A 12336-nucleotide genomic window follows, 5' to 3' on the forward strand; every position below is an offset into this window, starting at 1 on the left:
TTCTCAAAAACACGCCAAAATGGTGGGATTGCTGAGCGGGATATCGGGGTTTGAGCGCCGAAAATCAAGCGCAACCGGCCGGATTCGGCCGATCTGTCAGCCGCCGAGCATGCGGCTGACGATGCGCGCCGCGTAATCTACCATCGGGATCACCCGCGCATAGTTCAGCCGGGTCGGCCCGATCACGCCGAGAACACCGACAATATGGCCGGCGCCATCGCTGTAGGGCGCAATGATCGTGGACGAGCCGGACAGCGAGAACAGTTTGTTTTCCGAGCCGATGAAGATGCGGACACCTTCCGCCGTCTCCGCCCGACCGAGAAGGTCGATCACCTCGCGCTTGGCTTCGAGATCGTCGAACAGGAGGCGAACGCGTTCAAGATCCTCCAGCGCATGGAGATCCTCGAGCAGATTGGCCTGGCCACGCACGATCAGCTGCCGATCGTCCTTCTCGCCACCCGACCAGCTGGCAATGCCGGCGGCAATCACCTTCTGGGTCAGCTGATCGAGCTCGATCTGGTTCTGGGTCAGCGCCGTTTCCAGCTCCAGCCGGGCCTCGGCCAGCGTGCGGCCGCGAATCCGGGCATTGAGGAAGTTCGACGCCTCGTTCAGCGCCGACGACGGCACGCCCGGCGGCAGGGTCAGCACGCGGTTTTCGACCTGGCCATCCTCGGCAACCAGCACGACCAGCGCCTTTTCGGGCTCTAAACGGACGAATTCGATGTGTTTCAGCCGCACATTGGACTTGGCGGTCAGAACCACCGCCGCCGCGCGGGTCAGGCCGGACAGCTGCGTCAGCGCCTCGCCGAGCGCTGCCTCCACAGTCTGCGAGCGCCCCACCGAGGATAATTGCTGCTGGATCGACTGCCGCTCCGGCTCGGTGAGGTCACCGACCTGCATCAAGGCATCGACGAAAAACCGCAGTCCGAGTTCGGTCGGAAGCCGTCCGGCAGAGGTATGCGGCGCATAGATGAGGCCGAGCTGCTCCAGGTCCGACATCACGTTGCGGACCGACGCCGGCGACAGCGGAACCGTGATCAGGCGCGAAATATTGCGCGAACCGACAGGTTCGCCCGTGGCGAGATAGCTCTCGACGATCTGCCGGAAGATCTCACGCGATCGCTCATTGAGCTGGGCGAGCCCGGCATGCGGCGAAATCAGGCCGATCGGATCGTGGTGGGCCACAGGGTACTCCTTGAGGACCTAATCTGTCGCCCCGAGCCCCCGGACACAAGCACCATTGCGTGCGTGGAACCTGCCCTGCCCTTGCCGCTGCGCTCCGTGCCCCCTAAAAGCACCGCGAACAGGCTCTCTCTGGACATTTGGAAGGATTTTCTCATGCGGCCAAGCCGTCGTGCGCCCGATGAACTGCGCGCCGTGTCGCTGGAACGCGGCGTGGTCAAATATGCCGAAGGCTCCTGCATGGTGAAATTCGGTGACACCCACGTGCTGGTGACCGCCACGCTGGAGGAGCGCCTGCCACCATGGCTTAAGGGCCAGGGCCGCGGCTGGGTCACCGCCGAATACGGCATGCTGCCCCGCGCCACGCTGGAACGCACCCGCCGCGAAGCCGCATCCGGCAAGCAGGGCGGCCGCACCGTCGAGATCCAGCGCCTGATCGGCCGCTCGCTGCGCGCTGCCGTCGACCTCGAAGCGCTCGGCGAACGCCAGATCACCATCGACTGCGACGTGATCCAGGCCGATGGCGGCACCCGCACGGCGTCGATCACCGGCGCATGGGTTGCGCTGGCCGACTGCATCTCGTGGATGAAGAACCGCAACATGTTCAAGAACGGCGGCGGCAACGTGCTGCGCGACAATATCGCGGCAATTTCCTGCGGAATCTATCAGGGCACCCCGGTGCTTGATCTCGACTACGCCGAGGATTCCGAGGCCGATACCGACGCCAATTTCGTAATGACCGGCGACGGGCGCATCATCGAGGTGCAGGGCACCGCCGAGAAGACGCCGTTCACGCAGGACGAGTTCCTGAAGCTGATGGCCCTGGCGCAAAAGGGCGTCGGACGCCTCGTCGAACTGCAGAAAATGGCCATCGCGTGATTCCGCAAGTCATCAAGCAGGCGTAGACTCGCATCATGCATCGTCGAATCACTGGGAAGCTCGTCATCGCCACCCACAATCCCGGCAAGCTTGCCGAGATGCGCGATCTCTTGGCCCCCTACGGCATCGAAGCAGTGTCGGCCGGCGAGCTCGGTCTCGCCGAACCCGACGAGACCGGCAACACCTTCAAGGCCAATGCCGCGATCAAGGCGATTGCCGCGGCCAATGTCGCGCAACTGCCCGCCTTCGCAGATGATTCCGGCCTCGTCGTCGATGCCCTCGACGGTGCGCCCGGCATCCTCTCGGCGCGCTGGGCCGGCGAGTCCAAGGACTTCACCGGCGCAATGACGCGCATCGAGCGTTTGCTGCAAGAGCGCGGCGCAACCTCGCCTGACAAGCGCACCGCGCATTTCGTCTCGGCACTCTGCGTGGCTTGGCCCGACGGTCATCTCGAGGAAGTCGAAGCGCATGCCCATGGCACGCTGGTCTGGCCACCACGCGGCACTGCCGGTTTCGGCTACGATCCGACATTCCTGCCCGATGGTCACACCCGCACCTATGGCGAAATGACCGCGGTCGAGAAACACGGATTGCCGCCACTCGGCGAAGGCCTGTCGCATCGCGCCAGGGCGTTCGTGAAGCTCGCGGAGATCTGCCTTGAGCCCCGCTAACGCACAGCAGGACGCGTTCGGCGTCTATGTGCACTGGCCGTTCTGCCTGTCGAAGTGCCCGTATTGCGACTTCAACAGCCACGTCCGTCATCACGCCGTCGACGAAGTACGTTTCGCGCGGGCCTTTGCACGGGAGATCGAAACCACGGCTGCCCGCGCGCCAGGCCGCACCGTGACGTCGATCTTTCTCGGCGGCGGCACGCCGTCGCTGATGCAGCCGCAAACGGTCGGCGCGATTCTGGATTCGATCGGAAAATACTGGAACGTCGCCTCCGACGTCGAAGTATCACTCGAAGCCAACCCGACCTCCGTTGAAGCGACGCGCTTTCGCGGCTATCGCGAGGCCGGCGTCAACCGCGTGTCGCTCGGCGTACAGGCGCTTGACGATGCGTCGCTGAAATCACTGGGACGTCTGCATAGCGCGCGTGAAGCGCTCGATGCCGTCGCCATCGCGCGCAGCGCGTTCGATCGGTATTCGTTCGATCTGATCTATGCGCGCCCCGACCAGACCCCGCAGATGTGGACCGACGAACTCAAGCTCGCCATCTCGGAAGCCGCCGAGCATCTATCGCTGTATCAGCTGACCATCGAGGAAGGCACGCCGTTCTTCGGGTTGCACGCCGCCGGCAAGCTCAAGACCCCCGACGAGGGCCTCGCGCGCGCACTTTATGACGTGACGCAGGAAGTCTGCGCACAGCAGGGCCTGCCGTTCTACGAGATTTCCAACCACGCTCGCCCCGGTGCGGAGTGCAAGCACAATCTCGTCTACTGGCGCGGTCAGGAATATGCCGGCATCGGGCCTGGCGCCCATGGCCGCCTCGACATCGACGGTGTCAGACATGCCATTGCCACCGAGAAGCGTCCGGAAGCCTGGGTGATGCGTGTGGAAGACAACGGCCACGGCGTCACGTCGGATGAATTGCTCAACAGCGAAGAACGCGCCGACGAATATCTGCTGATGGGCCTGCGCCTCGCCGAAGGCATCGATCCCGCGCGCTATCAGATGCTGTCCGGCCGCGCGCTGGATGAGAAGCGCATCGCCATCCTGCGCGAGGAAGGCGCCATCGTCGTCGAGCAGAACGGCCGCCTGCGCGTGACGCAGGACGGATTCCCTGTGCTTGATGCTGTCGTGGCAGATCTGGCGGCGTAGGCGCTACGCCCCGAAACTCTTCGGCGAGCCCGCCACGGCCTGACCACCACCCGACGCAACCTTCATCACGGCGAGGCCGCGATCGTTGCCGCCATCGCTGCGGAAACGAAACAGACCATCGATGCCGGCAAAGCCGGATGGATTGGTGAGCGTTTCAGGTGCGAAGCGCTGTCCGCCTTGGGTGCGCGCCAAAGCGGCGACCAGCGCCACCGCATCGTAAGCGAGCGTCGCGGTACGCACGGGATCGCCGCCATATTTCGCGCGATAACGGCCCGCAAAGGCACGAAACCCTGCAGGATCTGGCGCGGCATAGAGCCCGCCCTGCAAGGCCGCGCTGTTGAAGACGCGCGGATTGTCCCACAGGCCCGTGCCGAGCAATTGCACATTGCGCAGATTGGCACCCGCCGCAGTCAAGGCATCAGCCGTTGCGACAACCGCGTCGCCATCGTCAGCAATGAACAACGCGTCGGCGCCGGTGAGGGATGCGGCAATGTTGCGTGCTGCGCTGGAGCGGTCAGCACCATAGCGCTCAAAAGCGACGACGCGGCCACCCTTGCGCGCGACGGCCTGCTTGAACGCAACTTCGACCACATTGCCATAGGCATTCTCGGGCAGCATCGCCGCAAAGGAGCGTTTGCCCGTGCCCGCGGCGTAATCGACGATGCGATTGACGTCGGACTCGGGCAGAAAGCTGAGCAAATAGACACCACGGCCGGCGACGCTGGAATCGGTCGAGAACGCGATCACCGGCACGTTGCGCGCGCGCGTGAGCTGCGCGGTGGCCGGCACTGACAGCGCAAACAACGGTCCGAGAATGATTTCGGATCCTTCGTCGAGCGCCTGCTGGGCGGCCTGCTGCGCGCCCTGCGCACTGCCATTGTCGTCCTTGATCAGGAGTTGAATGCTGGGATTCTGGAATTCGGTGAGCGCCATTTCGGCGGCGTTCTTCATCGACTGCGCGGCGACGCCAGCATTGCCGGAAGCCGACAGCGGCAGGATCAGTCCGACTTTCGTGCCCCCGGTGCCGATGGCTTGCGACTGCTGCGCCGGTCCGGCAGGCGGTCCCGATGGCGCCGTCGGTCCGGTGCCAAACGCATTGGTCAGCGTCGATTGCACACCCGCGCAGGCCCCGAGCAGCGGCGCGCCCAGCAGCAGGCCGACAGCCGTCCGCCGTGTTGCGCCCGACGTCGCGCCCTTGGTCCCGGATTTGGGGTCGAACGGATCCGCCATCACTTCTCTTCTTTCGGCCGTATCAGATCGGCCCGCCTCGTCACCCACTATATAGTGTGAGGCGCGGATTCAGACATATTGTCGGCGATAAGTTAACCAAAACAAAAGCTTTATGTCCGGCATACCCCGTCACCGCGGCTGGATTAGCACGACGGGAATGAACCACGGCCAAACGCCCAAAAAACGGCTGTCCCCCTTTGGCGCAATTCGCTCTACATTGTCGCCATGCGCGCAACACCCCTCTCCTCATCGCCTGCGGACGCCGCGGCGCCATCGGCCCGGACCTTCACGGTCTCCGGCCATCTGCTCATGGCACCGAAAGCTGTTCCGGGGCTGCATCTTGTGGCCACGCCGATCGGCAATCTCGGCGACATCACGCTGCGCGCGCTGGAGACCCTGGCGGGCGTCGATATCATCGCCTGTGAAGACACCCGCATCACGCGCCGGCTCACCGAGCGCTACGGGATCTCCGGTACGCTCAAGCAGTATCACGAGCACAATGCCGAACAGGCACGGCCAAAAATTCTTGAAAAGCTGTCGCAGGGCGCGTCCATCGCGCTGGTGTCGGATGCCGGCACACCATTGATTTCCGACCCCGGCTTCAAGCTGGTGCGCGAGGTCACCGTCGCAGGCTTCAACGTGATCTCGCTGCCGGGGCCATCCTCGGTGCTGGCCGCGCTGGCCGTGTCGGCGCTGCCGACCGATCGTTTCTTCTTCGAGGGCTTCCTGCCATCGCGGCAGATGGCACGGCGATCCCGCCTGACCGAGCTGGCTGCCATCGATGCCACGCTGGTGATGTTCGACTCCGGCAACCGCGTGCAGGACACGCTGGCCGATCTCGCAGACATCATGGGCAACCGCGATGCGGCGATCTGCCGTGAACTCACCAAGATGCATGAAGAGGTCAATCGCGGAGCGATTGCCGATCTGGCCAAGGGGGCCGATGGGCTGGAGACCCGCGGTGAATTCGTGCTCGTCATCGGGCCACCGGCTGCGGATGCGCAGGCCATGACCGAGGACGATCTCGATGCCCTGCTGCGCAGCTCGTTGCAGCGCGACAGCGTCAAGGATGCCGTGGCACATGCGGTCGAACTGTCCGGCCGGCCGCGCCGCGCCGTCTATGCTCGCGCGCTGGAACTGGCGAAGGAGATTCACAGGGACTCCGGCGATGACGAAGACTGACAAAGTCTCCGCGCCGAAGCCCGCGGCCAGACCGTCAGCGCCGGAACGCGTTGCCGCGTTCAATACCGGCCTCTCCGCCGAAAGCCGTGCCGCTGCCTTGCTGCTGGCCAAGGGCTACCGCATCCTCGCCCGCCGCTTTCGTACCCCCCATGGCGAGATCGACATTGTCGCCAAGAAACGCAGCCTGATCGCCTTTGTCGAGGTGAAGGCCCGCGCCAGCCTGGACGAGGCCGCCTATGCCGTGACGCCCCGCCAGCAGGCCCGGATCATGGATGCCGCCCAGGCCTGGCTGATGACGCATCCCGAACATGCGGAATTCGACCTGCGTTTCGACGTCGTGCTGATTGCGCCAAGACATTTGCCACGCCATCTGTTAGCGGCATTCGACGCCAGTACCTGAGTTTTCGCCTTCCCGACCACAATTCCGGACCCCAGCATGACCTTGAACGTCGCCGTCCAGATGGACCCCATTGCGCGCATCAATCACAAGGGCGATTCGACCTTCGCGATGTTGCTAGAAGCCCAGAAGCGTGGCCACAAACTGTCCTATTACACGCCGGACAAGCTCTCGCTGCGCGGCAATGACGTGGTGGCGCCAGTGCAATCGCTGTCGGTGCGCGATATCGAGGGCGATTATTTCACCCTCGGCGATCCCACCCGCACCAACATGGAATCCTTCGACGTGGTGTTGCTGCGGCAGGACCCGCCATTCGATCTCGCTTACATCACCTCGACGCATCTGCTCGAGCGCATTCATCCGAAAACGCTGGTGGTCAATGATCCGGCCTCGGTGCGCAACGCGCCGGAGAAGATTTTCGTGATGGGCTTCTCGGACCTGATGCCGCCGACGCTAATCTCGCGCGACAAGGACGAGATTAATGCATTCCGCGCCGAGCATGGCGCTGTGGTGATGAAGCCGCTGCATGGCCATGGCGGCGCAGCGGTGTTTCGCGTGCTGCCGCAGGACATGAATTTCGGTTCGCTCTACGATCTGTTCTCCGTGACCTTCAAGGAGCAGTGGGTCATCCAGCGCTTCCTCCCCGAAGTGAAGCATGGTGACAAGCGCATCATCCTGATCGACGGCGAATTCGCGGGTGCCGTGAACCGCGTGCCGGCTGAAGACGATTTGCGCTCCAACATGGTGCGTGGCGGCGCCGCCAAGGCCACCGAACTCTCGCCGCGTGAGCGCGAAATCTGCGAACGTGTCGGACCGGCACTGCGTGATCTCGGTCTGCTGTTCGTCGGCATCGACGTGATCGATGGCAATCTCACCGAGATCAACGTGACGTCGCCCACGGGCATTCGCGCCATCGCCAAGCTTGGCGGACCGGATGTCGCGGCGCGGGTCTGGGACGTGATCGAAGCGAAGCGGAAGTAAACTCCGCTCGCGTCACTCGCTGCGCTGCGTCAATACTTGACGCAGCAGTTTGAATTCCATTTGTCGCAATTCTCCGCCTGCTGCTTTTGCTTGCCAGTCATGGACGGCAAGCGCAGCATGCCGATGCACGCTCGACCAATCGAGCGGCCCGCTACATGTGGCGGCAAGCAAAAGCATATCAGTGGAGAAACGCATGACTTCAGAAGTTTCGCGAAGGTCCCTGCTCTCGCTCGGCGCTGGTTTGGGCGCAAATCTTCTCGCTCCCGGCCTCATCGGCAGCGCATCGGCCAAGGCACCAAAGCTCGGCACACAGGCGCCCTACTTCCACCGTTTCATGTTAGGCAGCGCGGAAGTCACCGTTGTCTCCGACGGACCTTTGCCGCTCGGCGATCCCTCCGGCACATTCGTCGGCGTACCCAAGGAAGACGTGCAGAAGATGCTGACGGATAATTTCCTCAGCAGCAGCAATGTCGTGCTCGAACAGAACGCGCCGATCGTCAACATGGGCGACAGACTGATCCTGTTCGACACCGGCATGGGCACGTCGCAACTGTTCGGCAACACCACGGGTCGCCTGCAGAAAAGTATGGCCGAAGCCGGTATCAAGCCCGGCGATATCGATGCCGTGGTGTGCTCGCACGCCCATATCGATCATATCGGCGGCATCGTCGATGCCAATGACAAGCCGCTATTTCCCAACGCGCAGATCTATCTCAGCGAGGAAGACTTCAAGTTCTGGACCGACGAAGGCAAGCTCGGTTCGCCGCTCAAGGACTTCATCGTCCATGCGCGCAAGAACCTGCTGCCGGTGAAGGATCGCCTGGTGTTCTTCAAGGACGGCCAGGAGTTCCTGCCCGGCGTTACCGCCATGCATGCGCCGGGCCATACGTTCGGCCACCACATGTTCATGATCCAATCGGACGGAAAGTCCTTCGCGTTCCTCGGCGACCTCACCCATCATCAGGTGCTGTTGCTGGAGAAGCCGCGCATGGAGTTCGCCTATGACTCCGATCCGAAGATGGCGGCAGCGACGCGGGTGAAGATGCTGGACATGCTGGCAGCCAACAAGACCGCCGTGATGTCCTATCACTTTGCCTGGCCGGGCTATGGCCATGTGGTGAAATCAGGCGACGGCTTCCGCTATATCGCCGAGCCGATGGTGATGAATCTCTAGCGGAAATCCTGCGACTTTCCTGCGGCGATCTTGAGACAATGACCGCCGCAGGAATTCCGCAGCAATTCATCCTCACGCCGCGGATGAGGCGTCACTTCGGCGTCTCTCCGCGCCGCGTGCGTAGATTCGGAACGTGCCGCGTCCGGCATCCTTCGCCGCATAGAGCGCCGAATCCGCCATGGCTGCCAATTGCGACGACGTGCAGTTATCGGCCAGCGCGATGCCGACCGATGCACCGACGCGCAACTGTTGCCCACGATGATCGATGGGCAGGCCTAGCTGCGTGACAATGGCGCGCGCGGTCTCCGAGGCTTCCTCGAATTGCGCGTGAGGCCCCAGCAGAACCGCGAATTCGTCACCGCCGAGTCGTGCGACCAGTTCCGCACCGGCACAGATGTTGCGAATTCGATTTGCAACGACGGTCAGGCAGGCATCGCCCGCTGCGTGGCCGAAACAGTCATTGACCGGCTTGAATTCATCGAGATCGATCAACAGCAGCGCGCCGAACGGCTTCACCTTGATGGCCGACGCCGCATCGAACAGCGACAGCTTGGTTTGAAACTGGCTGCGATTGGCGAGGCCGGTCAGCGTATCGAATTCCGCGAGATAGCGGTTGCGATCCGCCAGAATTTTCTCTTCGGTGATGTCTTGCTTCATGCCGAAGATGCGGACGGCAACGCCATCGACCGACTCGACAGTGGCCGTGATCCTGATCCAGCGCCGGTTGCCCTTGAAGGTGATGATCTCCGCATCGAGACTGAAGCCCGTGCGATCCTCGATGGCCTTGCTGCGCCGCTTCGTCAGTTCCCTGACGGATTCTTCGGGATAACAGGCGAGCGCCTCCTCGCGAATCGGCGTCGAGCCACGCGGTAGATCGAAGATGTCATAGACAACATCGGTCCAGACCAGCGATTCATCGGAGAGGTCGCATTCCCAGACGCCGATTCGCGCTGCCGCCGAGGAGCGATCGAATATCTTCCGGCTATGCGCCAGCGAAGCAGCCTGTTGATCGATGATGGCCTGCTGAGCTTCGACCTGCGCCTTCAGCGCAGCGATCAGGTCGGCGTCATCCGGAGCGTCTGGCGGCATCGACAAGCGATCTGACATCTGCGGGCACCCAGTCTTCGTCTCGAAGCTCATAGGATGCTTTGCATGACGTGTTTAAGATTTTCTACGCCAATGGCCGACTTCAGCCAAAACCAGCATACTTTACCGCTACACTTCGTTCACTGATTGTTCTTGAAGAAGAAGCAACCTTAGGTTACGCTCTCATCTCGAATGAGGGCGGCATGGTTCAACGTGTTTCCACCGTAGCCTTTGAGGGGATCGAGGCCCGCGCGGTCGACGTGCAGGTTCAGGTCGTGCCCGGTCTGCCGAATTTTTTGATCGTCGGCCTGCCCGACAAGGCAGTATCCGAAGCGCGCGAACGGGTCCGTGCCGCGCTGGTCGCCTCGGGTCTGGCGCTGCCGGCACGGCGGATCATCGTCAATCTCGCGCCCGCTGACTTACCCAAGGAAGGCAGCCATTACGATCTGCCGATCGCGCTGGGATTGATGGCCGCGATCGGCGCGATTCCGCCGGATGCATTGACGGGCTTCACCGTGCTCGGCGAACTCGGTCTCGATGGCTCGCTCGCGCCAGTGGCTGGCGTACTGCCTGCAGCGATCGGCGCCAATGCGCGGGACGAGGGATTGATCTGCCCAGAAGCCTGCGGCGCGGAAGCCGCCTGGGCCAGTCCCGATATCCAGATCATCGCCGCGACGTCGCTGATCCAGATCGCCAATCACTTCAAGGGCACGCAGGTTCTGTCGCGGCCGCAGCCGAAGATACATGCGCGTGAGGAAACGCTGCTGGATCTGCGCGACATCAAGGGACAGGAAAGCGCCAAGCGCGCGCTGGAGATCGCTGCCGCGGGCGGCCATCACCTGCTGATGGCAGGGAGTCCAGGATCAGGCAAATCCATGCTGGCGGCACGGCTCCCGTCGATCCTGCCGCCACTATCGCCGGCGGAGCTCCTCGAAGTCTCGATGATTGCGTCGGTGGCCGGCGAGATCAAGGACGGCGCACTCACCTCACGCCGGCCGTTCCGCGCACCGCATCATTCCGCCAGCATGGCCGCACTCACAGGCGGCGGGTTGCGCGCACGGCCGGGCGAGATTTCGCTGGCGCATCAAGGCGTGCTGTTTCTCGATGAACTGCCGGAGTTCGATCCGCGCGTGCTGGATTCGCTGCGCGCACCGCTCGAGAATGGCGAGGTGGCGGTATCGCGCGCCAATCACCGCGTCACCTATCCCGCGCGATTCATGCTTGTCGCTGCGATGAATCCATGCCGTTGCGGTCACGCGTTCGAGCCGGGCTTCTCCTGCAAGCGCGGCCGCATCGATCGTTGCACCTCGGATTATCAGGCGCGCATCTCGGGCCCCTTGATGGACCGCATCGATCTGCGCATCGAAGTCCCGGCGGTGACCGCGGCGGATCTCATTCTGCCGCCACCGTCGGAAGGTTCCGCCGAAGTCGCGGCGCGTGTCGCCGCCGCGCGCAATCTGCAGACCATGCGCTATGCGGCGGCGGGATTGCCGGGCACACATACCAATGCCTCCGCGCCGGCCTCAGTGCTGGAAACGGTAGCGCAGCCGGATGCCCAGGGACTGACATTGTTGCGCGATGCCGCCGAAACGATGCGACTGACCGCGCGCGGCTATCACCGCGTGCTGCGCGTGGCGCGGACGCTGGCGGATCTCGACGGCGCCGAAAAAATCGGGCGGCTGCATCTGGCCGAAGCGTTGTCTTACCGCGCGCTGGCGGAGGACGTTCGCCGCGCGGCGTGAATTTCGGCAACGCCACTGATGTGGACGTCAACGCGATAGTAACGAGTTTTGTTTACGCTCTGCTCACCATAACCCCGCATTGCGGGGCCAGGGCGAGTACCGTGTCATGCTGCGTTTCAAGATTTTAGCCTCGACGATTCCCTTGGCGCTGGCAGCCTTTCTCGCCCGCGGCGATCTCGTGAGCGGAACGCATCCCTGCATCTCCACCGGTGAGACCACCGTCCAGATCGCCGCCATGCCCTGGCAGGCGCGATCGCATGTCAGCTTCACCAACGATCCCCTGCAGGCGACCGTCCGCGTGCAGATCGTCGACAGCGCCGAGACCGCCGATTTTGTCGTGCTCGATGATGTCGATGCAGCGGAACCCGATGCCTGTCCCGTCACCGCTGCGACGCGTTTCATCGGTATTGCCGAGACATCGGCAACGTCAGAGCCCATCATCTACCTGTCGGAGCAGGGTGACGCCGACTACCGCATCTTTGTGAAGTCACGCAGCTTCACGGCGCGTGATGCCGCTGCGCTGATCGTCAGTGCCCACAGCCGGAGCCCGGCGCAAATGGCAGCGGCCAACCTCTAAGAAGAGGATTAACGCTTCATCAACCATGTCTGTGCCGGCAAATTCAAAACTGCCACCGTGCAAGCACTTGGCAACAACATACCCG

The 12336-nt window shown here is 63.1% G+C and carries 13 protein-coding genes; 9 read left to right on the plus strand and 4 right to left on the minus strand.

Annotated elements, in window-relative coordinates:
* Positions 1–96: 96 nt before the first annotated feature.
* Complete coding sequence (gene hrcA, locus AC1DUY_RS08315) at positions 97–1185, minus strand: heat-inducible transcriptional repressor HrcA (RefSeq protein WP_068730256.1); 1089 nt, start codon at positions 1183–1185, stop codon at positions 97–99.
* A 153-nt stretch (positions 1186–1338) separates the two neighbouring features.
* Here hrcA and rph point away from each other — a divergent pair, with 153 nt between their 5' ends.
* From rph to hemW, 3 genes are read left to right on the plus strand one after another with little or no spacing between them, the layout of a single operon-like run.
* Complete coding sequence (gene rph / locus AC1DUY_RS08320) at positions 1339–2061, plus strand: ribonuclease PH (protein ID WP_093757824.1); 723 nt, start codon at positions 1339–1341, stop codon at positions 2059–2061.
* 35 nt (positions 2062–2096) lie between these two features.
* Complete coding sequence (gene rdgB, locus AC1DUY_RS08325) at positions 2097–2732, plus strand: RdgB/HAM1 family non-canonical purine NTP pyrophosphatase (protein ID WP_315839951.1); 636 nt, start codon at positions 2097–2099, stop codon at positions 2730–2732.
* Complete coding sequence (hemW, locus tag AC1DUY_RS08330) at positions 2719–3882, plus strand: radical SAM family heme chaperone HemW (protein WP_478113569.1); 1164 nt, start codon at positions 2719–2721, stop codon at positions 3880–3882. Before rdgB ends, hemW begins: the two co-directional genes overlap by 14 nt.
* A 3-nt stretch (positions 3883–3885) precedes the next feature.
* On the opposite strand, the gene AC1DUY_RS08335 is transcribed toward hemW, so the two are convergent.
* The gene (locus tag AC1DUY_RS08335) at positions 3886–5112 is read right to left on the minus strand and encodes a penicillin-binding protein activator (protein WP_093757821.1); all 1227 of its coding nucleotides are present in this window, start codon (positions 5110–5112) and stop codon (positions 3886–3888) included.
* A gap of 225 nt (positions 5113–5337) precedes the next feature.
* On the opposite strand from AC1DUY_RS08335, the gene rsmI reads away from it, so the two are divergent.
* From rsmI to gshB, 3 genes are read left to right on the plus strand one after another with little or no spacing between them, the layout of a single operon-like run.
* On the plus strand, positions 5338–6294 hold the full coding sequence (rsmI, locus tag AC1DUY_RS08340; protein ID WP_478113571.1) for a 16S rRNA (cytidine(1402)-2'-O)-methyltransferase: 957 nt from the start codon (positions 5338–5340) through the stop codon (positions 6292–6294).
* The gene (locus tag AC1DUY_RS08345) at positions 6281–6694 is read left to right on the plus strand and encodes a YraN family protein (RefSeq protein WP_231078629.1); all 414 of its coding nucleotides are present in this window, start codon (positions 6281–6283) and stop codon (positions 6692–6694) included. Before rsmI ends, AC1DUY_RS08345 begins: the two co-directional genes overlap by 14 nt.
* 36 nt (positions 6695–6730) lie before the next feature.
* The gene (gene gshB, locus AC1DUY_RS08350; RefSeq protein WP_120287688.1) at positions 6731–7672 is read left to right on the plus strand and encodes a glutathione synthase; all 942 of its coding nucleotides are present in this window, start codon (positions 6731–6733) and stop codon (positions 7670–7672) included.
* A 12-nt stretch (positions 7673–7684) separates the two neighbouring features.
* On the opposite strand, the gene AC1DUY_RS08355 is transcribed toward gshB, so the two are convergent.
* On the minus strand, positions 7685–7867 hold the full coding sequence (locus AC1DUY_RS08355) for a hypothetical protein (protein WP_141137046.1): 183 nt from the start codon (positions 7865–7867) through the stop codon (positions 7685–7687).
* On the opposite strand from AC1DUY_RS08355, the gene AC1DUY_RS08360 reads away from it, so the two are divergent.
* Complete coding sequence (locus AC1DUY_RS08360; RefSeq protein ID WP_089263086.1) at positions 7866–8846, plus strand: MBL fold metallo-hydrolase; 981 nt, start codon at positions 7866–7868, stop codon at positions 8844–8846. The two genes, AC1DUY_RS08355 and AC1DUY_RS08360, sit on opposite strands and share 2 nt — an antisense overlap.
* A gap of 72 nt (positions 8847–8918) precedes the next feature.
* Here the strand turns inward: AC1DUY_RS08360 and AC1DUY_RS08365 are convergent, their stop codons facing one another.
* Positions 8919–9953, minus strand: coding sequence for a diguanylate cyclase domain-containing protein (locus AC1DUY_RS08365; RefSeq protein ID WP_478113575.1), 1035 nt, complete (start codon positions 9951–9953; stop codon positions 8919–8921).
* 182 nt (positions 9954–10135) lie between these two features.
* Between AC1DUY_RS08365 and AC1DUY_RS08370 the strand changes: the two genes are divergently transcribed.
* Positions 10136–11674 (plus strand): YifB family Mg chelatase-like AAA ATPase, encoded by a 1539-nt coding sequence (locus AC1DUY_RS08370; RefSeq protein WP_478113577.1) that lies wholly within the window; start codon positions 10136–10138, stop codon positions 11672–11674.
* A gap of 106 nt (positions 11675–11780) precedes the next feature.
* Positions 11781–12251, plus strand: coding sequence for a hypothetical protein (locus tag AC1DUY_RS08375; RefSeq protein WP_478113579.1), 471 nt, complete (start codon positions 11781–11783; stop codon positions 12249–12251).
* Positions 12252–12336: the final 85 nt, after the last annotated feature.

Source organism: Tardiphaga sp. P4_G1, from assembly GCF_056401215.1.

Excerpts from the sequence above, each read along its gene's own strand:
- rph (WP_093757824.1), top strand. The coding sequence starts at position 1,339 with ATGCGGCCAAGCCGTCGTGCGCCCGATGAACTGCGCGCCGTGTCGCTG.
- rdgB (WP_315839951.1), top strand. The coding sequence starts at position 2,097 with ATGCATCGTCGAATCACTGGGAAGCTCGTCATCGCCACCCACAATCCC.
- AC1DUY_RS08335 (WP_093757821.1), bottom strand. The coding sequence starts at position 5,112 with ATGGCGGATCCGTTCGACCCCAAATCCGGGACCAAGGGCGCGACGTCG.
- rsmI (WP_478113571.1), top strand. The coding sequence starts at position 5,338 with ATGCGCGCAACACCCCTCTCCTCATCGCCTGCGGACGCCGCGGCGCCA.
- AC1DUY_RS08345 (WP_231078629.1), top strand. The coding sequence starts at position 6,281 with ATGACGAAGACTGACAAAGTCTCCGCGCCGAAGCCCGCGGCCAGACCG.
- gshB (WP_120287688.1), top strand. The coding sequence starts at position 6,731 with ATGACCTTGAACGTCGCCGTCCAGATGGACCCCATTGCGCGCATCAAT.
- AC1DUY_RS08360 (WP_089263086.1), top strand. The coding sequence starts at position 7,866 with ATGACTTCAGAAGTTTCGCGAAGGTCCCTGCTCTCGCTCGGCGCTGGT.
- AC1DUY_RS08355 (WP_141137046.1), bottom strand. The coding sequence starts at position 7,867 with ATGCGTTTCTCCACTGATATGCTTTTGCTTGCCGCCACATGTAGCGGG.
- AC1DUY_RS08365 (WP_478113575.1), bottom strand. The coding sequence starts at position 9,953 with ATGTCAGATCGCTTGTCGATGCCGCCAGACGCTCCGGATGACGCCGAC.
- AC1DUY_RS08370 (WP_478113577.1), top strand. The coding sequence starts at position 10,136 with ATGGTTCAACGTGTTTCCACCGTAGCCTTTGAGGGGATCGAGGCCCGC.
- AC1DUY_RS08375 (WP_478113579.1), top strand. The coding sequence starts at position 11,781 with ATGCTGCGTTTCAAGATTTTAGCCTCGACGATTCCCTTGGCGCTGGCA.